Origin of the sequence: Acinetobacter nosocomialis NIPH 2119 (genome assembly GCF_000368085.1) — a bacterium.
Taxonomy (GTDB): Bacteria; Pseudomonadota; Gammaproteobacteria; order Pseudomonadales; family Moraxellaceae; genus Acinetobacter; species Acinetobacter nosocomialis.
This window is the reverse complement of record NZ_KB849239.1, coordinates 385,517-407,783: the sequence shown is the minus strand read 5'-3', so window position 1 is coordinate 407,783 and position 22,267 is coordinate 385,517. Positions and strand designations below refer to the sequence as shown.

20 protein-coding genes are annotated in these 22,267 nt (G+C 38.8%); 9 read left to right on the top strand and 11 right to left on the bottom strand.

From position 1 onward, the window contains the following. The first annotated feature begins 53 nt into the window (after positions 1–53). Together F984_RS06015 and F984_RS06010 are read left to right on the top strand one after the other, a co-directional pair. A complete protein-coding gene (locus F984_RS06015) occupies positions 54–1,379 on the top strand; it encodes an ISNCY family transposase (RefSeq protein ID WP_016805832.1) in 1,326 nt (441 codons plus the stop codon). 160 nt (positions 1,380–1,539) lie between these two features. Further along, positions 1,540–2,052 (top strand): hypothetical protein, encoded by a 513-nt coding sequence (locus tag F984_RS06010; RefSeq protein WP_004707845.1) that lies wholly within the window; start codon positions 1,540–1,542, stop codon positions 2,050–2,052. Positions 2,053–2,108: 56 nt separating this feature from the next. Here F984_RS06010 and F984_RS06005 read toward each other — a convergent pair whose 3' ends face one another. Both F984_RS06005 and F984_RS06000 read right to left on the bottom strand, forming a co-directional pair. Continuing rightward, complete coding sequence (locus F984_RS06005; RefSeq protein ID WP_004707843.1) at positions 2,109–3,254, bottom strand: acyl-CoA dehydrogenase family protein; 1,146 nt, start codon at positions 3,252–3,254, stop codon at positions 2,109–2,111. A gap of 159 nt (positions 3,255–3,413) precedes the next feature. Continuing rightward, on the bottom strand, positions 3,414–4,769 hold the full coding sequence (locus F984_RS06000; RefSeq protein ID WP_004707841.1) for a dicarboxylate/amino acid:cation symporter: 1,356 nt from the start codon (positions 4,767–4,769) through the stop codon (positions 3,414–3,416). A gap of 498 nt (positions 4,770–5,267) precedes the next feature. Between F984_RS06000 and F984_RS05995 the strand changes: the two genes are divergently transcribed. Then, entirely contained in the window at positions 5,268–6,272 is a 1,005-nt protein-coding gene (locus tag F984_RS05995) for a glycosyl transferase family protein (RefSeq protein ID WP_004707840.1), read from the top strand. A gap of 211 nt (positions 6,273–6,483) precedes the next feature. Here the strand turns inward: F984_RS05995 and F984_RS05990 are convergent, their stop codons facing one another. Together F984_RS05990 and F984_RS05985 are read right to left on the bottom strand one after the other, a co-directional pair. Then, entirely contained in the window at positions 6,484–6,756 is a 273-nt protein-coding gene (locus F984_RS05990; protein WP_003650690.1) for a YeaC family protein, read from the bottom strand. Beyond that, complete coding sequence (locus tag F984_RS05985; protein WP_004707838.1) at positions 6,753–7,661, bottom strand: NAD(+) kinase; 909 nt, start codon at positions 7,659–7,661, stop codon at positions 6,753–6,755. Before F984_RS05985 ends, F984_RS05990 begins: the two co-directional genes overlap by 4 nt. A 185-nt stretch (positions 7,662–7,846) precedes the next feature. Between F984_RS05985 and mrcB the strand changes: the two genes are divergently transcribed. Together mrcB and F984_RS05975 are read left to right on the top strand one after the other, a co-directional pair. Beyond that, on the top strand, positions 7,847–10,243 hold the full coding sequence (gene mrcB, locus F984_RS05980; RefSeq protein ID WP_004707836.1) for a penicillin-binding protein 1B: 2,397 nt from the start codon (positions 7,847–7,849) through the stop codon (positions 10,241–10,243). A gap of 20 nt (positions 10,244–10,263) precedes the next feature. Then, positions 10,264–10,815 (top strand): tetratricopeptide repeat protein, encoded by a 552-nt coding sequence (locus tag F984_RS05975; protein WP_004707833.1) that lies wholly within the window; start codon positions 10,264–10,266, stop codon positions 10,813–10,815. Between the two features lie 22 nt (positions 10,816–10,837). On the opposite strand, the gene F984_RS05970 is transcribed toward F984_RS05975, so the two are convergent. Beyond that, entirely contained in the window at positions 10,838–11,740 is a 903-nt protein-coding gene (locus F984_RS05970; RefSeq protein WP_004707831.1) for an NUDIX domain-containing protein, read from the bottom strand. Positions 11,741–11,876: 136 nt separating this feature from the next. Here F984_RS05970 and hemP point away from each other — a divergent pair, with 136 nt between their 5' ends. Further along, positions 11,877–12,047 carry a hemin uptake protein HemP gene (gene hemP, locus F984_RS05965; RefSeq protein ID WP_000993415.1) on the top strand — a complete coding sequence of 57 codons (171 nt, stop codon included), beginning with the start codon at positions 11,877–11,879 and terminating at the stop codon, positions 12,045–12,047. A gap of 65 nt (positions 12,048–12,112) precedes the next feature. Here hemP and F984_RS05960 read toward each other — a convergent pair whose 3' ends face one another. The 4 genes from F984_RS05960 to F984_RS05945 all read right to left on the bottom strand — a co-directional run bounded on the left by F984_RS05960 (position 12,113) and on the right by F984_RS05945 (position 16,418). Further along, positions 12,113–13,471, bottom strand: coding sequence for a sensor histidine kinase (locus tag F984_RS05960; RefSeq protein WP_004707829.1), 1,359 nt, complete (start codon positions 13,469–13,471; stop codon positions 12,113–12,115). Then, positions 13,468–14,130: a response regulator transcription factor gene (locus tag F984_RS05955; protein WP_004707827.1), complete on the bottom strand. Its 663-nt coding sequence runs from the start codon at positions 14,128–14,130 to the stop codon at positions 13,468–13,470. The genes F984_RS05960 and F984_RS05955 overlap by 4 nt, the downstream gene beginning before the upstream one ends. 104 nt (positions 14,131–14,234) lie before the next feature. Next, positions 14,235–14,585, bottom strand: a complete 351-nt coding sequence (locus F984_RS05950; protein ID WP_004707825.1) for a NirD/YgiW/YdeI family stress tolerance protein — start codon at positions 14,583–14,585, stop codon at positions 14,235–14,237. Positions 14,586–14,660: 75 nt separating this feature from the next. Beyond that, positions 14,661–16,418 carry a type IV pilus assembly ATPase TfpB gene (locus tag F984_RS05945; protein ID WP_004707823.1) on the bottom strand — a complete coding sequence of 586 codons (1,758 nt, stop codon included), beginning with the start codon at positions 16,416–16,418 and terminating at the stop codon, positions 14,661–14,663. Between the two features lie 288 nt (positions 16,419–16,706). On the opposite strand from F984_RS05945, the gene F984_RS05940 reads away from it, so the two are divergent. After that, positions 16,707–17,975, top strand: a complete 1,269-nt coding sequence (locus tag F984_RS05940; RefSeq protein WP_004707821.1) for an MgtC/SapB family protein — start codon at positions 16,707–16,709, stop codon at positions 17,973–17,975. Between the two features lie 10 nt (positions 17,976–17,985). On the opposite strand, the gene tsaA is transcribed toward F984_RS05940, so the two are convergent. After that, positions 17,986–18,714 carry a tRNA (N6-threonylcarbamoyladenosine(37)-N6)-methyltransferase TrmO gene (gene tsaA, locus F984_RS05935; RefSeq protein ID WP_004707819.1) on the bottom strand — a complete coding sequence of 243 codons (729 nt, stop codon included), beginning with the start codon at positions 18,712–18,714 and terminating at the stop codon, positions 17,986–17,988. A gap of 104 nt (positions 18,715–18,818) precedes the next feature. Here tsaA and F984_RS05930 point away from each other — a divergent pair, with 104 nt between their 5' ends. Continuing rightward, on the top strand, positions 18,819–19,598 hold the full coding sequence (locus F984_RS05930) for a ferredoxin--NADP reductase (RefSeq protein WP_002049093.1): 780 nt from the start codon (positions 18,819–18,821) through the stop codon (positions 19,596–19,598). Between the two features lie 52 nt (positions 19,599–19,650). On the opposite strand, the gene F984_RS05925 is transcribed toward F984_RS05930, so the two are convergent. After that, positions 19,651–20,520: a PhzF family phenazine biosynthesis protein gene (locus tag F984_RS05925; RefSeq protein ID WP_004707816.1), complete on the bottom strand. Its 870-nt coding sequence runs from the start codon at positions 20,518–20,520 to the stop codon at positions 19,651–19,653. Positions 20,521–20,749: 229 nt separating this feature from the next. Between F984_RS05925 and F984_RS05920 the strand changes: the two genes are divergently transcribed. Next, positions 20,750–22,216 (top strand): aminotransferase-like domain-containing protein, encoded by a 1,467-nt coding sequence (locus tag F984_RS05920; protein WP_080631530.1) that lies wholly within the window; start codon positions 20,750–20,752, stop codon positions 22,214–22,216. The last annotated feature ends 51 nt before the right edge of the window (positions 22,217–22,267 follow it).

Below are 22,267 nucleotides of genomic sequence, written 5' to 3'. Positions count from 1 at the left end.
AGAATATGCACTTTTGCAATTTCCTTAGCGGACGGTTTGATATGTTGGTGTCTATGTCGGATAAAGAACTTAAACGATTGTCGGTCTTGCAGGAAATCTGTGATCAACGCATAACCCAGTCCCAAGCTGCTCAGCTACTTCATATTTCAGAGCGTCAGATCAGGCGTTTATTGCAAAAATACAAAGCTCAAGGCCCAGCTGCATTAGCCCATGCCGGTCGTGGTCAAATCAGCAATTCCAGGCTTCCTGAAGAGCTCAGACTCAAGTGCCTCAATATTGTTTCTGATCAACTGCATGGTTTCGGACCCACTTTAGCGCATGAAAAGCTCACCACCGTTCATGGCTTTGATATTTCAGTGGAAACACTGCGTTCCTGGATGATTGCAGCCGATTTATGGACTCCTCGTGCCAAGCGTCTGAAACGCCCGTATCAGCCTCGTTATAACCGGGACTGTTATGGTGAACTGATCCAAATCGATGGCTCACACCATGACTGGTTTGAAGGTCGAGCCCCTAAATGCTGTCTGCTGGTATTTATCGATGATGCCACAGGCAAATTACAGCATTTACGCTTCTGTAAGTCAGAATCAACCTTTGACTATATGATTTCAACACGTTTGTATGTTGAGCAGCATGGTAAGCCTTTAGCCTTCTACAGCGATAAACATTCAGTCTTCAGGGTGAATCAAAGCAGTAAGAAAGACACCAAGATTACCCAGTTTGGGCGCGTACTCAGCACCCTGAATATCGATATTATCTTCGCTAATTCACCACAGGCCAAAGGCCGTGTAGAACGAGCCAATAGAACGCTTCAGGACCGTCTGATCAAAGAAATGCGTCTGGAAGGCATCAGTTCGATTGCCGAAGCCAATGCCTGGCTACCCTGCTTCATTGAGCAGTTCAATCAGAAGTTTGCCAAGATGGCCTTTAATCCCAAGGATCTACACCGGACTGTCACTGAAACAGCCGAAGAATTAGATGATATTTTTACCTGGCGTGAACCCCGCAGAGTCACGAATAGCCTGACGATCACTTATGATAAGTGCGTATATCTCTTGGAAAACACGGAAGAAAACCAAAGATTGATTGGCAAGTATCTTGAGTTTCTGGAATACCCGAATAGTACAGTCGCGATTGAATATCAGGGAAGAAAAATCAATTACAGCATCTTCGATAAATTAAGTCAGCTCAACCAGCGAGAGATTGTTGAAAATAAACGTTTGGGTTCTGTATTAGCCCATATTCAACAGCAGCATGAAGAACTAGAACAACAAAATAAACGCAATCGTTCTCAAAAGATGCCAAGCAGACGTGCACAGAAAACAGTAATCAAAGAACGAAATCTGAATCCTGTGCTTGACTTGGAAATGTCGGTATAGGACATTTCTATTTGGTTTTAAGGTAGGACATTTCTACTTAGGAATAACAAATAAAATTATTGTTTTAAGCCTATTGGGTTTTACAACTTTTAGTTTAACGGCTTGCGGCGGTTGTCCAATAATTGCAGGTTGCAATGGTACTGATAATTCTCCGTACTATATGACAACTACCAGCAATCAAGTTCGTGGTATTCCAGTCCCAGCAAAAACTAAACTGACCTATCAGTCGCAAAATTTCAGACAGAAATTTGAGCAAACACATGCTTTAAAAGAAAAAAATTTATCAGGCATTGCATTACCAGAAAATACAGCAATCATTTGGGGAGGTATGCCAGTAGATATGTTTATACAATTTTCTAATTCCGAAATGAAAGGCTTCTCGGTCTATCCAGCACGAAGATTTAAAACAGAATTATCAAATGAGTTTTTACATTTATGGAAAAGCTGTGAAAGTGATTTAGACATTAACTTAAAGAATCCAAATGACTGGTCATTTAATCCTGAAAATATGGAAATAACGGGTTGTGGCATCAATCAAAAACGTAGCAAATATACCGAAGACTCTTTTCGTCAAGATGAAGCCGATGCATTTTTAATAAAGATCAATCAGGCCTTACACAAGTTACCCAAGCAACAAGACTATCCTGTCATTTATCGAACTAACAAGAACTAACAAATAAGTAATATAAAAAAGCCTACTCAAAGGTAGGCTTTTTTATATCCATTTACTTAAGCTTTACCAATTAAGCCACGCGCTACGATTTCTTTCATAATTTCGTTTGTACCACCGTAAATACGCTGAATACGAGCATCTACAAAGAAGCGTGAAATTGGATATTCAGTCATATAGCCATAACCACCAAAAAGTTGCAGCAAGTTGTCAGCTACTTTCATTTGCATATCTGTACTAAAACTTTTCAGTGCTGCAGCTGTTTCCACATCTAGCTTACCTTCTTGATATAGAGCAACGTTTCTCTCATAAAAAGCAGCAGTAGCAAGCTCATCAATTTTTGCTTGAGCTAAAACAAAACGCGTATTTTGGAATTGAGAAATAGGCTGGCCAAATGCATGACGTTCTTTTACATAAGCCGTTGCTAAATCAATTGCACCACGAATAGCTCCAATTGCGGTAGATGCAATAGCGGTACGTTCACGTGGTAACTCTTGCATTAAATAAGCAAAACCTTGTCCAGCTTGACCGAGTAACTGGTTTTTAGGAACCTTAACATTGTCAAAAAATAGCTCAGAAGTATCTTGAGAATGTAAACCGATTTTGTCGAGGTTGGTACCTTTCTTAAAGCCATCCAAATGTGTATCTGCCAATAATAACGATACCCCTTTCGCACGCGCTTGAGGATCGGTTTTTACTGCAAGCACCACAAGGTCAGCATGTTGACCATTTGAAATAAATGTTTTTGATCCATTTAGTAAATAATGGTCATCTTGCAAAATGGCGCTCGTACGCATTGATTGTAAGTCTGAACCAGCACCCGGTTCAGTCATACCAATTGCCCCCACTACTTCACCAGTTACCATTTTCGGCAACCAATATTGTTTTTGCTCTTCTGTACCAATATGTAAAATATAAGGTGCAGCAATTTCAGAGTGACATGAAATAGCAGTTGATAATGCACAAAAACCAGCTCGAGCAGACTCTTCAACTAACATTAATGAATAGTAAGTTGGAACCCCATAACCGCCATATTCTTCTGGGACATCCACACATAAAAAGCCATTTTCGCCCAGTTGATTCCACACTGAACGCGGCATAATTCCTTCACGTTCCCATTGGTCGTAATGTGGAGCAATATGTTCATTCATAAAACGTTTAAAATTATCACGGAATAATTCTAAATCTGCATCATATGCCAACATAATATTTTCCTTCGGCTTTATTGTTTTATCGAATCTCATTGCTGTGCATGCTAATCATTTTTTTAGTTACTGTCATGGCATAGCTGCTCATTTAAACTGTACTTTTCAGTCAGCCAATAAAAAAGGAAGCTTAGCCTCCTTTTTTATTACGATAAATGATTAGTGAGATGCCTCAGCAATTACACTTTTTTGCTCAAGCATTTTTCTATCTACTTCATCGGGATTATTCAGTGCATCATTTAGTTTATCTTTATCTAATGCACCAACCCATTTCGCAACCACAATCGTTGCTAAAGAGTTACCAACAAGGTTCGTTAAAGCACGTGCTTCTGACATGAAACGGTCAATACCTAAAATCAATGCCAAACCTGCAACTGGTATATGACCAACAGCAGATAAAGTTGCAGCCATAACAATAAAGCCAGAACCCGTTACACCCGCCGCCCCTTTAGATGAAATTAAAAGTACCAATAGCAAAGTAATTTGATGCTGGATATCAAGCTGTGTATTTGTTGCCTGAGCAATAAAAATTGCAGCCATCGTCAAATAAATTGAAGTACCATCGAGGTTAAATGAATAACCTGTTGGGATGACTAAACCAACCACAGACTTTTCACAACCTGCGATTTCAAGCTTACGTAGCATACGTGGTAGAACTGACTCAGAAGAAGATGTACCAAGTACAATTAAAAGTTCTTCACGAATCAAACGCACCATTTTAAGAATGCTAAATCCACTCAAACGGCTGATGGTTCCTAATACCAAGAAAATAAATAATAAACAGGTAATATAGAAACAGAGGATGAGCTGGCCCAACTGTACCAGTGAACCCACACCATATTTACCGATAGTAAACGCCATTGCCCCGAATGCACCTAATGGAGCAAGCTTCATGATCATATTTACAATGTTAAAGAACACATGAGCAATTTGATCAATTAACTTTAAAACTGGACGTCCTGCATCACCTAGCTTATGCAGTGCAAAGCCAAATAGAATGGCAAAAAGAAGGACCTGTAAGATTTCACCATTTGCAAATGCACCCACTACTGTATCTGGGATGATATGCATTAAGAAATCAACGGTAGATTGTGACTCACCAGAAGTGACGTATTTTTGGATACCTGAAGTGTCCAGAGTCGTAGGATCAATATTCATTCCTACGCCTGGCTTTGCAATGTTAATCACCACAAGGCCAATCAGAAGTGCGATTGTTGAAACGATCTCGAAGTATAACAACGCAACACCGCCAGTTTTACCCACTGACTTCATACTTTCCATACCAGCGATACCACTGACCACTGTACAGAAAATAACAGGTGCGATGATCATTTTAATCAAACGAATAAAAGCATCACCTAATGGCTTGAGTTGCTCACCTAAACCTGGAATATGGTGTTCAACACCATTCACTATTTGCGTTGTACTTGGTGAGAAATGCCCAACCAGAACACCCGCAATAATCGCAATAATCACTTGAAAATAAAGTGATTTATAAATCGGTTTTTTAGCCATAACTTTACTTCAATCTATATTTCCAAGTCCGTTGGAAATATCAAAATGAAACGTCTATTCTTTACGAATACACAGCCCTAACCTTTCACATAAACACCGCAAAAGGGAAACGGTTTTTTGGGAACAAAAAACCTTCCTACTACCTCAATGAAAACGAAATACAGTTTTCTAAAACAGGAGAATACCTGAAGTTTCCAACCACTTTGAGTAGCCAGAAATAACCTCTTACTTTTCCAATAAAAAGCTGAAGATATAGGAGAATCACATAAAATTATGATATGAGTGCTCAAAAAAGCACGTGAAAGTTTACTCGAATTAAATAGCAATTCGGTTAAAATTTTGGCTAATACGCACAAAAAACACTCATGCAGCCTTAAGACTTTAGTATGAGAAACACTTTTGATATTTTTTCAGCAGTTTTTTATGTCATATTGATAAGTCCTTGTAGACATTTCATTTTGAGCTGTCTCCCCCTTATTTTTACTGTTTTGAATTGCCATGAATACTAAACGTAATATCTATAAAGATGCTGAACATCCCTTTGCTCAATATGTCCGTATTTTAGGTAAGGGGAAAACCGGCTCTCGCTCACTAAGTTATGAAGAGGCCTATCAGGCTTTTACCATGATTTTAAAAGGTGAAGTTCTTGATGTTCAGTTGGGTGCTTTTTTAATGCTGCTACGTGTTAAAGAAGAGTCCATTGATGAGCTTGCAGGCTTTGTACAAGCCACCAAAGACCAACTTAATTTTCAACCTTTAGATGTGGACTTGGACTGGTCATCTTATGCAGGCAAGCGGAAACATTACCCTTGGTTTTTATTAGCAGCTCTTACTCTTGCTCACCACGGCTATAAAATCGTCATGCATGGCGCTTCTGGACATACGATTAACCGGGTCTATACCGAACAAGTTTTGCAATATTTAGATTATAAAATTTGCCATTCTGAACAAGAAGTCCGCACACAATTGGCCGAACAGAATTTTGCTTACTTACCATTAGATGTAATTTCACCTGTTTTAAGCGATTTAATTTCTTTGAGAAATGTGATGGGTTTACGCTCACCTATTCACACTTTGGCTCGTCTCATTAACCCATTTAATGCGAAAGCCACCTTACAAGCGATATTCCATCCCGCGTATAGAACCTCTCATCAACATAGTGCGCTTCGCTTAGGCTATCAAAATAGTGCAGTCATTAAAGGTGAAGGCGGTGAATTTGAACGAAACCCCGATGCTAAAACTCTCATTTGCGGTATTAAAAATGGTGAACTCTATGAGCATGAGTTGCCAAAGCTTACGCCTGAACGTAGTCCAATTGAAGAAGAGTTAGACTTAGCAACCTTTAAAGCGGTCTGGCTTGGAAAGCAAAATCATGAATATGGGGAAATGGCCGTAACAGAAACTATGGGTATTGCGTTATATACCATGGGCGTTGTTTCTAATTTTGAGGAAGCAATGCAAAAAGCAAAAGTGTTATGGGAAACACGTAATTCAAGCCAATAAAACTAATATAAGACCATACAGCCTTCTATAGCATGTTTTTCTTATATTGCTACATATAGGCAATACTTACTTTTCAAAGATGAAAAGTAACAAAAAGCTTTTGTTGAGCAAACAGTACTTCCATGTACTGTTGCTCAACTGGCGACATCCATGTCGCCGACGCGATAGCAAATGCTAACTAGGATTTATTCTTTTGTTTTAAAATACGGTTTTAAACAAAACGAATCGGTTTAAATTCAGGCTCATGCTTGTGATGATCATCTTCACAAACCTCACCCTCTTCTTTTGTACCACGGTCAATATAACCGCTACGCTGTTCTTCTGGTAAGTTCTTTAACTCCCAAGCAATCACAGCTTGCATACATGTTTCGCGCTGCTCTTTCGTTAAAACAACACCATTTGGCCATTTACCAATTTCTACTGCTGTTTTTAAACGCTCTACAATTTCAGGGTTTAAAACAGATAGCATTTGTTCAATATTCATGATTCATCTCTTTGAAAAGATTCAAAATCTTGGTTCCAACCCAGTTTGGTACGACAAGCCATATAGAAATCATAACCTGGTGGGTGTAATAAACTTAATTTAAATGGGTGTTTGCGGATGTGCAAACTGTCACCAATATTGAGCGATACACTATGTTGCCCATCTGCACTCACCATCGGTAATACCCGATTTTCGCGAATGACGATTTTAATTTCACTTTGCCCACCAACTACGATTGGGCGTGAAGATAATGTATGGGGGTGCATAGGGACTAATGCAATAGCATCCATACTCGGATGTAAAATTGGACCACCACCTGACAATGCATAAGCAGTTGATCCTGTCGGGGTCGAAACAATTAAACCATCACTATGCTGACGGTAAACATATTGACCATCAATATTAAGTTCAAAGTCGATCATATGTACCGACTTACCTGAGTGTAGTACAACGTCATTTAAAGCAATTGCATCATAAATGACTTCACCATTGGTCCGTACTTCCATTTCAAGCAAGAAACGGCGATCAAGTTGGAAATGACCTTGTAATACCTGATCAAGTTTAAAAATAGCTTCCGCAGGCTTAATATCGGTTAAAAATCCTAAACGCCCACGGTTAATTCCAATGACAGGTGTATTGTAGCGAACTAAAGCTCTAGCTGCATGAAGTAAAGAACCATCTCCACCTACTACAATCACCAGATCAGCAACTTCACCTAATAAGTGACGACTAACAACTTGTGCATGATCATAGGGCACTAATTCGGCAGTTTCCTGATCAAAAATGGGGTTTAGGCCTAAACTTAGCAAATGGTCATGAATTAAACATAGTGTTTCTACAACTGATGATTTATCCGGTCGACCAATTAACCCGACGTTTCTGAAGGACTTATGTGAAATTTGCACGAATGAGTAAGCTCCGCTGCGATTCTACGCTATCATAACATTAACCTGATTAATTTAAAAAAACATAACAACAAGATGCTGTAAAATTCAATCTAAGTTTTCCATTTATTCACAGTTTTATCATTGCAAATTGATGACAAGCTATCGCATCATTAACGTATTGTTTAGGGTTTTATCTCATTTATATGAAGTTTGAACGTGGTATCGGTTTCTTCGCGCTAATTTTTTCCATATTGGTGATTGGTGCTTTTATTGCTCTTAGTATCTATCTGATTCGTTTAGATAATATTATCCGTGAAAAATTTGAAGGACAGCGCTGGGACATTCCTGCCAAAGTGTTCGCTCGGCCTCTGGAAATTTATAATAATGCACCCATTACTCAAGCAAATTTTACCCAAGAATTAAAATTATTAGGTTACAAAACTTCAAGTAATTATGACAAGTCTGGAACCTTCGTTGCTCAAGGCAGCAACATGTATGTACATACACGCGGTTTTGACTATGGTGATAGCGTAGAACCGGAACAAGTTTTAGAACTTAGCTTTACAAACGACCAAGTTGCAGAGGTACGCAGTACAAAACCTTCTTCAACAGGTGTGGCTCGTTTAGAACCTTTACTGATTGGTGGGATCTATCCTCAGCATAATGAAGACCGTGTTCTGATCAAACTCAATAATGTTCCTAAACCACTCATTGAAGCTTTAATTTCTACAGAAGACCGTAATTTCTACCATCACCACGGTATTTCAATTCGTGGTACAGCACGTGCTTTAGTAAGTAATGTCACTGGAGGACGTCGCCAAGGTGGTTCAACCCTGACACAACAGTTAGTCAAAAATTTCTATCTAACCCCTGAACGTACATTAAAGCGTAAAGTTAATGAAGCATTAATGGCTTTACTTATTGAGCTTCATTACAGCAAAGATGAAATTTTAGAAGCTTATTTAAATGAAGTAAATTTAGGCCAAAATGGTAACTATTCAATTAATGGTTATGGCTTGGCTTCGCAGTTTTATTTTGGTTTACCACTTCGTGAACTTAATGTCGCGCAACAAGCTTATTTAGTCGGTTTAGTTCAAGGGCCATCTTTATATAACCCTTGGAAAAACCCTGAAGGAGCAAAAAATCGTCGCGATACAGTATTGAATAACATGCGTGTAATGGGTTATTTAACTCAAGCCGAATATGAAACTGAAATTGCACGTCCTTTAGGTGTTCTCAGCAAGCCAAGCTTAGGTCCTGCAAAATTCCCTGATTTCCTAGATATTGTGCGCCGTCAGTTACGTACCGAATATCAGGAAAGCGATTTAACTAATCAAGGATTACGTATTTTTACGACCTTGGACCCAATTGCACAAACTCAGGTTCAAGATGCATTTAAAGCATCTGTAGAACGTCTTACTCAAAGTAACCCTGCCCGCTTGAAAAACTTGCAAGGTGCGGTACTGATTGCACATCCTGAAAATGGTGAGTTGATTGCAGCCGTTGGCTCAACTCAAGATTTTACTGGCTTTAACCGTGCTTTAGATGCAAAACGTCAAGTCGGTTCTTTATTGAAGCCAGTTATTTATTTAAGTGCAATTGAGTCTGGACGTTATAACTGGGCAAGTAAGATCGAAGATGCTCCTATTAGCATTCCTGTAGATGGCGGTAAAAGCTGGACACCGAAAAACTATAGTGGCGGTGGTCATGGCGTTGTAAGTTTAAGTGAAGCCTTAGCAAACTCTTACAACCTATCTGCAGTTCGTCTAGGTCAAGAATTTGGGTTATCTACTTTTACCAACAACTTAAGAAAATTTGGTGTTGAATCACCAATTCCAGCCTACCCTTCTATTTTCCTTGGTGCAGTTAATATGTCACCAATGGAAGTACTCGGTATTTATGAAAACTTCGCTACAGGTGGTTTCAAATATCCAACTCGTGCGATTCGTTCTGTGGTAGATGCAAATGGCCGTTTACTTGATCGTTATGGTTTAAACGTACAACAAACCATTGACCCTTCGGTTGGCTATATCATGAACTATGGCCTACAACAGGTCATGTCATCAGGTACGGGCCGCGCAGCGTATAACAGCTTACCTCCTACTTTAAAATTGGCTGGTAAATCAGGTACAACTAACGATACACGTGACTCATGGTTTGCCGGTTATTCCGGGAACCATGTCGCTGTAGTATGGTTAGGTCTAGATGACAACAAAGTAACTGGCTTAACAGGTTCATCTGGTGCATTACCAGTGTGGATTAATGTGATGAAACAATTACGTCAAACACCAGTAAATCTACGTCAGCCAGACACGGTACAGTGGCAATGGATTGACCATGCAACAGGTGATTTATCAGCACAAGCTTGTGCTGGCGCGATGTATATCCCTATGCTGACACATACGGTTCCGCATCGTGCTACGCCATGTGGAGCACCGTATTATCAAGTTGATCCAACATACGCACCACAAAGTGATAACACAGCACCAGCTTCTCAACCGGATAATAGCGATAGCTATATTCGTGAGAGTGAAAGCCAGATGGAACAAGATCTGTCGAATAACACACGAGTGATTTCTAGTGGTAGTTATAACAACTAAGCATTAACAGGAAACAGGATATGTTAAAGAAAGGTGTTTTTTATATTGGTGCTGTACTTATGGTCGGCTGTACAACTTTACCGGATCATTCAGCTCCAAAAGAGAAAACACCACCTGTTACTGAGAAAAAGAATGCTGAGACACCATCTGGTGTAAAAATTACACCCTATGATCATCCAGATATTCAACGTAAAAGTTTACAGGTGATTGTTCCTCAGCAGAAAAAGCCCCAACGCTTTAATGATGATGGAAGCCAGTTACCAGCTTTTAAAACTTTAATGCAAAAAACTGAGCAAGCTTACAAAAACCAGCAATGGTCAGATGCAGAGCGCTACGCCCTTCAAGCCCAGCGTTTAGCTCCACAGGCTGCCGAGACTTATTTATTTCTTGCACTGACTGCAAATCATAAACAGCAATATGCTAATGCTGAGTCTCTTGCAAGACGTGGTTTAAGCTTTGCTCAGAGCCAAGCGATGAAAAAACAGCTTTGGCTAACCATTTTAAAAGCGGGTCAACAACGTAATAACCCAAAAACTGTTCAGGAAGCTCAGCAAGCATTAAAAGCGCTCTAGCTTTTAATGCTTTTATGTCTTTTTAAAAATTACGAATACCAGCCAAGCCATACGCATCATATTGCTGTGCTGTGGCTAAATCATCAGGACTCATGCCCCCTAAAGCAAAGACGGGAATCTGGCATTTGTCAATTAAGTCAGCAAAACGATCCCACCCTAATGCGCTAGCGTCAGGATGGGTCTCTGTTACTTTGACAGGGCTTACAAAAACAGCATCACAACCAATTTGCTGAGCATGCTGTAAAGAAACCGCATCGTGGCAAGCAGCAATAAAGCGTACTCCCACTTCTAAGTCGCCTTTATGCAAACTCATTAATTGCGACTGTTTAAGATGTACTGTTTTTATACGGCTTTTTAAATCAGGTTTTAGTTTGTGCCAAGTATCGACATTCACAATTAATTTTGAAAGCTGATTTGTATCTAAAAGAGCTAATTTTTCTAGATCATCCTCACTAACATTATCTTTTTCACTGCGCCAATACACTAAAGTTTTATCATTTTCGGGTAGTGTGAGCGTAGCGCTAATTTTAATAAAATGTGGCCAATACAATCTTTTAATAATATCTTTATTGGCTTTCGGGAAGTTTAAGTTAACTAGCTGATCACGCGTATACCATGTCCAAGGCTGATGAATAAGATTTAATAATTCATCAGGTACATAGCTATGGAACAAATGAAGGTTGACGATAATGTCATCATATTCATGGTGAATATAATCAAACTGATGCCAATCTTTTAAACCAATACCGACTTCTTCATAAATTTCACGGCGGCATGCTTCTTCAAGCGTTTCACCCTGCTCAACCTTTCCTCCTGGAAACTCATGCTTTCCACCTTGATGCTGCTGTTCACCACGCCATCCAACTAATATTTTTCCGCGATGAATTAAGATAGCTATTGCGACATCGACTATCGGTTTAGGCATTTTTCTACTCACTCAAATTTTTCCCAAGTGTAAGCAAATTTTATCAATTTATAAATTCTTTAAAATCTCATTGACAGATCTATTCGATAATGATTATCATTTAAATCGTTCAAGAATATACCACGGAGCACAACAAATGAACGCACCTTTTAGCTTATTTACTCGTAACACTGACTCAGCTCATGCCTTACCAATGCTGCATTCTAACAACCTATTTGCATTAGGTCGTGAAATTCGAATTATGCATGCTGGCGAGGAATACCGCCTACGCCTTACTCGTAATAACCGTCTCATTTTAACTAAATAAGAACTACCCTCGCGTTTCAATAATATTCGTGGGAAAACAAAAAATGGATAGCATGGGCAACCATGCTATTTTTGTATTTCATGATTAAAAGGCAATGTCACCTCAACTTTTAAACCACCTTGGTTTGCATGCATAAATTGCAGTTCCCCACCATGGAGTTGAATAATTTTTTTAGTAATTGATAGTCCTAATCCTGAGCCTTGTTGCTGCGTACCTAATACACGAAAAAAACGCTGTCCTAGACGTCTTAAAACTTCATCATCTACGCCATTTCCAGTGTCTTCTATAGAAATTTTTAATTGTTGCTGATCATGACTGAGCTCAACATGAATAAAACCCAACATAGGACTATAGCGAATCGCATTATCAAACAGATTTCTAAAAGCAATGAAAAGTAATTCTTCATTTGCAAATATTTTGGTTTCATTTGACAAAATATTTGTCTCAATCATCATTTGTTTGGCTTGTGCATCCATGCTTACAGTTTCAATTACTCGAGCCAATAGATGGTTTAAATCAATCACACTCTTAAAGAGTTCTGGTTGTTCTATTTCATTAGGTTCCAAACGAGCAAGAAGCAGTAAATTTTCAAGAATTTTGGTACTTCTTGAAACGTCTTCTTGGATGCGTTCAAAGTCTTGATCAAGCTCTGGAATATGCTGATATTTACGTTGTAAAACTTGCAGACGCATTTGTATGGCAGATAAAGGTGAACGTAATTCATGTGATGCATCTGCGGTAAATCGCTGTTCAGCAACGAGTGCCCTTTGGAGCCTTGCAAGTAACTGGTTTAATGCATCTATGACGGGTTGAATTTCTGTAATGACATCTGGGTCTTGAATCGGTTCTAAATTTGATGCGGTTTTTTGAGCAATACGTTTAGAGAGTAGATTGAGAGCCGCCAATTGTTGTTCGGTACGCCAACTTACAATGACCCATTGTAGTAGCCAGAACAAAACCATAAGACCACTATATCCAGCGAGTGCTTTGAGTACCTCTTCAACACGAGTACTCATGGGTTGAAAAACCTCAACTTGCAGCTCTGAATCTTTTTGTTGTGCGGCCAGACTACGCCATAATTGACCATCAAACCAAAAATATGAAAAACCTTTTGATAAATTACCTTGTTCGAAAAGTTCATGTTGGTAGGTATGAGAATGAGTAAGCAATTGACCAGAATTTAATAATTCATATTGAATATCAAACTCATCACTGAGCTCGTCAAATTGTCTCATAGAATGTTTAGAGAGATCAGAAACCAATAACGTATCTGAAATTTCATCCATGATTTCATCTTGCACTGACATGTTGTGATAAATCGAAAATATGGTAAGCAAGCTTAAAGCGAGCAGTCCCACTACGATACTGCTCCACATAGTGGTTTTAACCAGTTGAGACTGCAAAGAGGAGCGATTCGTTTTCATTTTAAATCTCCCATACGGTAGCCTAGTCCCCGTATGGTTTTAATACTGCTACTGCCGATTTTTTTTCGAAGTTGATAGATAAAAACCTCTATTGCATTACTTTCAATCTCGTCACCCCATGCATAGAGCGCTTCTTCTAATTGATCCCGAGTAACAATATGTTCAGGATGAACCATGAGCTTACGTAAAATTTGGAACTCTTTCGCTGTTAAATCAATGGAATTTCCGGCCAACGATACAACTTTTGCTTGAGTATCGAGATGTAAATCTCCCCATATTAAAATCGATTGCTGACTTAAAGTTTGATTACGTAATTGAGCACGGATTCGGGCAGATAACTCTTCTAGGCTAAAAGGTTTAATCAAGTAGTCATTTGCGCCTAAATCTAGTCCCTCTACCCGGTCATGAATGCTGTCACGCGCTGTAATAAAAATGACAGGTACATTTTTTTGTTTATAACGGATTGTTGTTAAGACTTTTTCACCTGCCAGTTGAGGTAAACCTCGATCAAGTAAAATACAATCATAGTCATGCTGTTCAATCGCAGTAAGGGCATAATCACCTCTTTCGACCCAATCGACTTGATAGCCATCTAACTCTAACCAAGATTGAATACTTTCCGCTTGAGAGCGATCATCTTCTGCAAGCAAAATTCTCATCTATTTTTCCTATTATATTCTGTCTTGATCTTGCCAAGCCTTTATTAAAAAAGCAAAGCCGCATCATCAGTGCGGCTATAAATATTATAAGTAAAGTCCAGTGCTTAAAACTGGATTTGTTCTACATCAATTTCTACATGTTTTGAGGGTTTAAAGTCTATATCTACTTCACCAACTAAACCAATATTAGTTGTTGGGGAAATAGGATGACCTTGCCAAAGCTCATCATCTACATTAATAGTGATAGTACCTGTTTTATCTCGGAACTGATATTTCTCATCTCCAATAGATTTCACGACTTGTCCATGTAGTTTTACAGGCGTATCGTCTTTTGCCGTTAATGCTTGCTTAACAGTAGTGACCGTTGCAGATATAGCCGCTGCTTGACTCATAGATATAGGAGCTAGCGCTATACCAGTAAACGCTGTCATCAAGATCACTTTAAATGCTTTCATAAAATCACCTATTTGATTACATCTTGGAATGACATCAGTAAAACAAGCATAAATGAGGTGAATCTTAAGAAAAGTTTAGTTTAATGGAACAACTCTTAATACCTCTTCTAAAGTGGTAAGCCCTTCAATGACTTTATGTGCTCCCGCAATTCTCAAAGGCTCTACACTTTCTTTTTTGGTTTGGCTTCGTAGTTCATTTAATGTCGCATGGCTGCTAATAAGATGCTTAAGCTCAAGACTAACTGGCATAAACTCATAAATACCAACTCGACCTTTATAGCCCGTATGTCGGCATTGTTCACACCCTACTGCTTGATAAACTTTTTCGGGCATTTCCATAATATAGTCAAATGTTAGGTGCTGCCATTCTTCCTCATTTATATGAGTTTCTTGTTTACAGTGTGGGCAAAGTCGTCGCACTAAACGCTGAGCCAATACCCCTAAAATAGTCGCTGCTGTTAAAAAAGGTTGCACACCCAAATCATGTAAACGAGTCAAACTAGACGGCGCATCATTGGTATGTAAAGTTGACAGTACCAAATGCCCTGTGAGTGCCGCCTGAATGGCCATATTCGCAGTGTCTTGGTCACGAATTTCCCCAATCATAATAATGTCTGGATCTTGACGCATAAGCGCACGTACTCCATCTGCAAAGCCTAACTCAATTGCATTATTGACCTGCATTTGGTTAAAACTAGGCTCTAGCATTTCTATCGGGTCTTCAATGGTACAGACATTAACCTGCTCGGTTGCAAGCTGCTTTAAAGAAGAATATAGCGTTGTGGTTTTACCAGAACCTGTTGGACCAGTAACCAAAATAATGCCGTGACTATTTTGTGTTATGCGTTGCCACTGTTGTAATAAAGACTGATCAAAACCCAATTGCTGAAAAGAACGTACCAATACATCTGGGTCAAAAATACGCATAACCAGTTTTTCACCAAACGCTGTTGGTAAGGTAGATAAACGGAGTTCGGTTTCTTGCCCTTTCGGTGTGCGTGTTTTTAACCGACCATCTTGCGGTTTACGTTTTTCCGCTACATTTAATCGCCCTAAAATTTTAATTCGGGAAATCACGGCAGTCAGTGTATTTGAGGGCATGTTATAAATGGTATGTAAAACGCCATCAATACGAAACCGAACTTTACCATTGTCTTTGCGTGGTTCCATGTGAATATCACTGGCGCTTTGTTCAAATGCAAACTGTAAAATCCAGTCGACCAATTTCACAATGTGTTGATCATTGGCATCAGGGTTTTGGCTATCACCAAGCTGTAAAAGTGCTTCTACTCCCTTGTTATCACGGTCATGCGCAGCATCTTTCTGAGCTGAATTTACCGCACGGCTAACCTGATAATATTCTCGTAAATAACGTTGCAACTGTTCGGGATTAAGCAATACCCGTTCAATTTTCTTCGGTGCCAGGCTTCTTTCCAAATTGTTTAACCAATCTGTTTTAAAAGGCTGGTCTGTACCAATCACAATTCGGTCTGCATGGACTTCTACAGCTAAAATATGGTTTCGAATTGCAAACTCTTGTGACATGACTTGAGTTAAAGCGCTTACATCTGCTTTTAAAGGATCAATCACAAATAATGGTAATTGCGCTCGATCGGCAAACCATTGGCACAGGCGGTTTAGACTTAAATGTGCTTGTACGTGCTGTTGGTCTTTTAAATTAAAATGTGCAATCCACTGTAATGGATGCCATTTCAATTGATCTTTTTGTCTATTTGTCGTTTGTACCAGTAATTTGTCCCGTTCAGTAATGCGGCCTTCTTGTAATAATTGTTCTAGGCACCAATGTGCGTCTATTTCTACATGTGCATTCATGTGTTATCCCCAATATATTTTTATAATATAGCAGAGATGTTTTAGTTTTAGCTGGTCTAGAAATCTTCAAATTTAGCTTTTAAATATCTTTTAACTTCAATTAATTAAACCAATTCTCAACTTAGATTTTTTTTGTGTCATAGATCATATTTATAAAGATATTTATTATGATAGTTTGATTAAAAAAGAGACTAGGCTCAATACAATAAAAAGCATAAACTGGAGATGAATATATGATTTAAAAATAACTGACATCTACATATAACAATAAACCCAAGAGGAAGTATTATGAATCTTCCAATGACAATGTCATTACAAACTGCATCATTTGAAGAATTTATCACTATCATTGCTGCTGCATTAGGCTGCGGGTTATTAATTGGTCTGGAGCGCGAAAGAAGTAAGTTAAAACACGAATATAAAACTTTCGCGGGTTTTCGATCTTTTGCAATTAGCTCCCTACTCGGAGCAATATGCTTTTTATTCGGTACTGAAATTGGAATTGTAGGTGCTCTACTTATAGGAGCGATCAGTATTGTCTCTCTTAAAAATCAGCCTAATGATCCTGGTGTCACCACAGAACTTGCCTTTATTATGACTTACTTCATCGGGGCGCTTTGTATTTGGAATATTTCGCTGGCTGCAGGACTTGCCGTCATCATAACGATTATCTTATTGGCAAAACAATCTATGCATGGCATAGCCAGTCAATGGATTACCGAATCAGAATTGCGCGACGGGATTTTTTTACTGGCATTACTTTTAATTGCCTTACCCTTAGTTCCCAATAAACCTTTTTGGGGCCCCGTTCTAAACCCACATGTCATTTTAAAATTACTGACGTTGATTTTATTTGTGCAAGCCCTCGCACATATTGCAAAGCGGCTTTTGTCTTCTAAAAATGCTTTATTACTCTCTTCTTTAGCATCAGGTTTTGTTTCAAGTACCGCCACTATCGCGAGTCTGGGCTTGGAAGTACGCTCTGGTCGTGCAAATGCCAAGACAAATGCAGGTGCAGCATTAATGTCATGTGTTTCCACATTGGTACAAACCTTAATTATTGTCGTCGGTATAAGTTTGGCATGGTTCAAATTCATTATATTTCCAACACTCATTGCATTGGCTTTTTTAGCAGTATGGGCCTTCATTTTATTACGCAAGGCAGAGCCAAGTGCGACTTCACCCGAGCTAGATTCCAGAATGTTTAGCTTAAAAGAAGCAATTATTATTGCAGGGACACTTACCCTCATTCAGGCAGGCGTTTATGGTCTAAGCCTATATTTAGGTAATGCAGGCTTAATCGCAGGGACCTTACTCGCATCTTTGTTTGAAATACATGCAGCTATTGCAGCAGTGATTGTACAAGGTGAGCCAAATAACGCTCATACCTCACTACTCATTGCTTTCATGAGCGGCTTTGCTGTTCATGCAATTGCCAAGAGCATTAACTCGGCTATTTCTGGTGGAATGCGTTATGCCCTTGCTTTTATTCCTGCCCAAATTTTGCATATGACAATATTTATTGGCTTGCTCTGGATGAACATACATTGGTTCTAAAACGGCTTTATTAGATAAGCGATTTATCTTTCGCTATATCAACAACTGTAATGACATTGCCATTCACTTTAAAATGAATATCAAAATTCGAAAATTTCATTTTATAGACTCGTTCAGGGTCTTCTTGATAGGCAGGTCTAGGATCTAACGTCAATACTTGTTCTAATTCATCAAGATATTGCGTATTAATTTTTTTATTCTTTAAAAGATATTGCTGGGTAGTGAGTGCAGTTTCCGACCATATGACCGACTTTCGTTCGGGTTCAGCCTGCGCATAACCACTTTGAGCATCAACAATGGCATCTGAATATTGAATATAAGGTTTAATATCTAAAATTGGCGTGCCATTTAATAAATCACTGCCTGTAACGTACACTCTTAATGACTTACCGACTTTTTCAATCTTTTTTAAACGTACTACAGATAAACCCACAGGCGCTGGACGATACATACTGCGTGTTGCAAACACACCAATTTTTTCATTGCCCCCTAAACGTGGCGGACGAACCTGAGGCCGAAACTTAGTTGCAGTCTCCTGATTTTTATTGTCATGAAACTGCCAAATGAGCCAAAGATGACTAAATTGCTCAATTCCCTCAAAAGCCAACAAGTCGTTATAAGGTTCTACCATCTCGATATAAGATTCGATATTAACCAAATTAGGCTGACGTGGAATACCAAATTTTTCTCGAAAAGGTGAGCACATGTGCCCGACTATTGGGAGGGTGACAGAATTCATCATCACTTTTTCTTATAAACACAATTAAATATATTCAGTTTATCGGGAATGAAATTAGATTAGAATAGCAATCTGTTTTCTTTTAATCGTGATCGAGACCTTTAATGGCTGCTTTTAACGTTGAACGCATTACTCATGTGCACCACTGGAATGACACTCTTTTCAGTTTTAAAACTACACGCGACACTAGCTTACGTTTTAAAAATGGTCAGTTCGTGATGATCGGACTTGAAGTGAATGGCAAACCGTTAATGCGTGCATATTCGATTGCAAGTGCAAACTACGAAGAAGAGTTAGAGTTCTTCTCGATTAAAGTACCAGATGGTCCTTTAACTTCAATTTTGCAAAAAGTACAAGTTGGTGACGAAATTTTAGTTTCTAAAAAACCAACAGGTACTTTAGTTCATGATGATCTTTTACCAGGTAAAAACTTGTATCTTTTATCTTCTGGTACTGGTCTTGCTCCATTCTTGTCAATTATTCGTGACCCAGAAACTTACGAACGCTTTGAAAAAGTAATTGTTGTTCATGGTACACGCTATATTTCTGAATTAGCTTATCAAGACCTGATCTTGAACGAATTACCAAACCATGAATTCTTTGAAGAGTTAGGTATTAAAGACAAACTTGTTTATTACCCTACTGTTACTCGTGAACCTTTCCACACACAAGGCCGTGTAACAACTGCAATTGAAACAGGCGCTTTATTTGAAAAAATCGGTTTACCACGTTTCAACCGTGAAACTGACCGTGCAATGCTTTGCGGTAGCCCTGCATTCTTAAAAGACGTTGCTGCGTTACTTGACCAACATGGTTTAGTTGAATCACCTCGTATGGGTGAAATGGGCGACTACGTGATTGAACGTGCGTTCGTAGAAAAATAAGATTTTTTAAATAAAAAACCGAGGTAAAGTCCTCGGTTTTTTATAGCTCTTTTTATAAGGTGATGCTGCCATCAATACAGGTAACAGCTGTTCCACCCACTAAAATTTTATCTTGATGCAATTCAAGCTTAAGTTGTCCATTGCGCCCTAAAGCACGACCTTGTGAAGAAAGCACAAGGTCATTTTGTGCTGGCAAAATACCATAGTAACGAATAAAAGACGCTACACTCCCATTACCACTACCACAAACTGGATCTTCGTTTACACCACATGAAGGTGCAAATGAACGGACCTCTATATGCTTTTCTACATCATCATTTTCATAAAAACCGAAAACTGTCGCACCCGTAACTTTCATTTCTAAATCATGTTCTTTTAGAGCAGCAAAGTCGGGTTGGCTATCTAAAACAGCCTTAGCATTTACAGCTTGTAATACAACCCAACGCGCACCTACATCTATCAATGCTGCATTCCATTGTGTATTAATTTTACATTTTAAAATTTCTGCCAATTTTTCAGTATGCATTGCATCGAGTGGAGTAATTTTAGGCTTAGGGAGTTCAAATGAAATATGCTTTGAATCACTTACAGTCAAAGTCACCAAACCTGCACCGCATTGCTGTACTAACTTACCTTCTTTAGCAGTCACTATACCCGCTTCAAGCAAAGCATAGGCGGTACCAATTGTGGGATGTCCTGCAAATGGCAACTCACTTTGTGGAGTAAAAATTCGAACCTGATAGTCAGCTTGTGAATCAGTGGCTGGAAATACAAATGTGGTTTCAGAAAGATTGGTCCAGTTCGCAATGGCTTGCATCTGCTCAGACGTTAAAGTACTGGCATCCATAATGACCGCAACAGGGTTTCCTTTAAATGCTTGTGAAGTAAAAACATCAACTTGTTTAAATGCAACAACAGACATAGACCACTCCTACTGATTTTATAATTAAAAAAATATGGCTTTAAATGCTCACCATTTTTTGATCTTACTAATTTATTTTTGATGGTCACAGTATCAGTTAATATGAAAAATAATAGACACAGTTTTTAAAATAAATCCTGCTTAAAAGGATCAATCTAAGCGAATAACAATATTTGAGATAAATACCAGATCACTATAAAGTGTATCCATTACTTTTACTTTTTAATAAATTGACATGTACAAATATAAAAAAGTGAGTGATGACCTCACCCTTCAAATCCAGAATGGTAGGCAGCCTGTAGGTTCTAGGCTGCCTTCAATTCGTGACTGTGCGCAACATTATCAGGTCAGTATTAACACCGTAAAAGAAGCTTATCGTCAGCTTGAAGACCAAGGTTTAATTTCAGTTCGCCCACAGTCTGGCTACTATGTTTGTCATGCGCCTTCAAACTTATTAGAACTCGAAGAGCGTTATGTCAGTGAAGAAAAAGTATCTCTTTCAGGAATTAGCTGTTTTCTCGCACAAATTGTTAAAAAACAGATGGAGCCTGACTATGCCAATTTAGCTCTAGCTTGCCCTACTGGAGAAAACTTCTATCCAATAGAAAGATTAAAACGTTTAACTACTCAAGTTTTACGGACACAGTCAGACATTTTTAAAAACTATACTTTGCCACCTGGTTCGTTACGGTTACGCACTCAAATTGCTAGGCGAAGCTTACAGCTTGGCATGTTTCTGTCCGCAGATGACGTTGTGCTGACTCATGGCACTATGGAGGCTTTAAGTCTTGCGATTATGGCAACTACTCAAGCGGGTGACAGCATAGCACTTGAAATACCTACTTTTCATAACCTGTACCCGCTTCTTCATAATTTAGGGCGAAAAATCGTAGAAGTGCCGACTTCGCCGCATACAGGGATGTGTCTAGATGCACTTGAAGAACTCTTAAAATCTAAAAGTGTACAAGCCATATTAACTATTCCGACAGGACATAATCCTCTTGGTTTTAGCATGCCTGAAAGCAATCGCCGGCGTTTAGCAGAGCTCGCCAATCAGTTCCAAATTCCGGTTATTGAAGATGCAATGTATGCTGAACTACAACTCACCGAGCCTCTCCTACCCAACATTAAGGCATTTGACCAAAATGGATGGGTCTTGGTCTGTGGTAGCTATACCAAAACTGTGGCACCTGACTATCGAATTGGTTGGCTAGAAGCTGGACGCTTTCGTAATATTGTGCAGCAAATTAAATTAACAACAACCGTTGCCGAACCAACTTTACTCACCGAAACTTTAGGACTTTTTTTAGAAAATGGTGGTTACGATCTGCATTTACGTCAGCTCAAAAAACGCTATCAACAACAAATCGATACCATCAACTCTTATATTTGTCGCTATTTTCCACTCGGTACTCGAGTTAGTCGTCCACAAGCTGGATTTATTTTATGGTTAGAGCTACCCGAATCTATTGATACATTAGAACTGTTTCATCAAGCAATGGATGAAAAGATCTTATGTATGCCAGGAATTTTATGTTCGGCTGATAAACGTTTTAGTCATTGTTTACGTATAGCAGCCTGTTTCGAATTAAATCCGAAAATGTTAAATGCTTTGATGCGCTTAGGAGAGTTAGCAAAAAATATGCTACCCGCGCAAAATGATATAACTCAAATTCCTACTAATTCAGTAGGTTGAATCAAAAATGCGGAGTTAATAAAATAAAACCATATATTTTTTATGCCTTTT

Bases quoted from the DNA above. Each gene is read 5' to 3' on its own strand.
- F984_RS06015 (WP_016805832.1), top strand. From the start codon at position 54: ATGTCGGATAAAGAACTTAAACGATTGTCGGTCTTGCAGGAAATCTGT.
- F984_RS06010 (WP_004707845.1), top strand. From the start codon at position 1,540: ATGACAACTACCAGCAATCAAGTTCGTGGTATTCCAGTCCCAGCAAAA.
- F984_RS06005 (WP_004707843.1), bottom strand. From the start codon at position 3,254: ATGTTGGCATATGATGCAGATTTAGAATTATTCCGTGATAATTTTAAA.
- F984_RS06000 (WP_004707841.1), bottom strand. From the start codon at position 4,769: ATGGCTAAAAAACCGATTTATAAATCACTTTATTTTCAAGTGATTATT.
- F984_RS05995 (WP_004707840.1), top strand. From the start codon at position 5,268: ATGAATACTAAACGTAATATCTATAAAGATGCTGAACATCCCTTTGCT.
- F984_RS05990 (WP_003650690.1), bottom strand. From the start codon at position 6,756: ATGAATATTGAACAAATGCTATCTGTTTTAAACCCTGAAATTGTAGAG.
- mrcB (WP_004707836.1), top strand. From the start codon at position 7,847: ATGAAGTTTGAACGTGGTATCGGTTTCTTCGCGCTAATTTTTTCCATA.
- F984_RS05975 (WP_004707833.1), top strand. From the start codon at position 10,264: ATGTTAAAGAAAGGTGTTTTTTATATTGGTGCTGTACTTATGGTCGGC.
- F984_RS05970 (WP_004707831.1), bottom strand. From the start codon at position 11,740: ATGCCTAAACCGATAGTCGATGTCGCAATAGCTATCTTAATTCATCGC.
- hemP (WP_000993415.1), top strand. From the start codon at position 11,877: ATGAACGCACCTTTTAGCTTATTTACTCGTAACACTGACTCAGCTCAT.
- F984_RS05960 (WP_004707829.1), bottom strand. From the start codon at position 13,471: ATGAAAACGAATCGCTCCTCTTTGCAGTCTCAACTGGTTAAAACCACT.
- F984_RS05955 (WP_004707827.1), bottom strand. From the start codon at position 14,130: ATGAGAATTTTGCTTGCAGAAGATGATCGCTCTCAAGCGGAAAGTATT.
- F984_RS05950 (WP_004707825.1), bottom strand. From the start codon at position 14,585: ATGAAAGCATTTAAAGTGATCTTGATGACAGCGTTTACTGGTATAGCG.
- F984_RS05945 (WP_004707823.1), bottom strand. From the start codon at position 16,418: ATGAATGCACATGTAGAAATAGACGCACATTGGTGCCTAGAACAATTA.
- F984_RS05940 (WP_004707821.1), top strand. From the start codon at position 16,707: ATGAATCTTCCAATGACAATGTCATTACAAACTGCATCATTTGAAGAA.
- tsaA (WP_004707819.1), bottom strand. From the start codon at position 18,714: ATGAATTCTGTCACCCTCCCAATAGTCGGGCACATGTGCTCACCTTTT.
- F984_RS05930 (WP_002049093.1), top strand. From the start codon at position 18,819: ATGGCTGCTTTTAACGTTGAACGCATTACTCATGTGCACCACTGGAAT.
- F984_RS05925 (WP_004707816.1), bottom strand. From the start codon at position 20,520: ATGTCTGTTGTTGCATTTAAACAAGTTGATGTTTTTACTTCACAAGCA.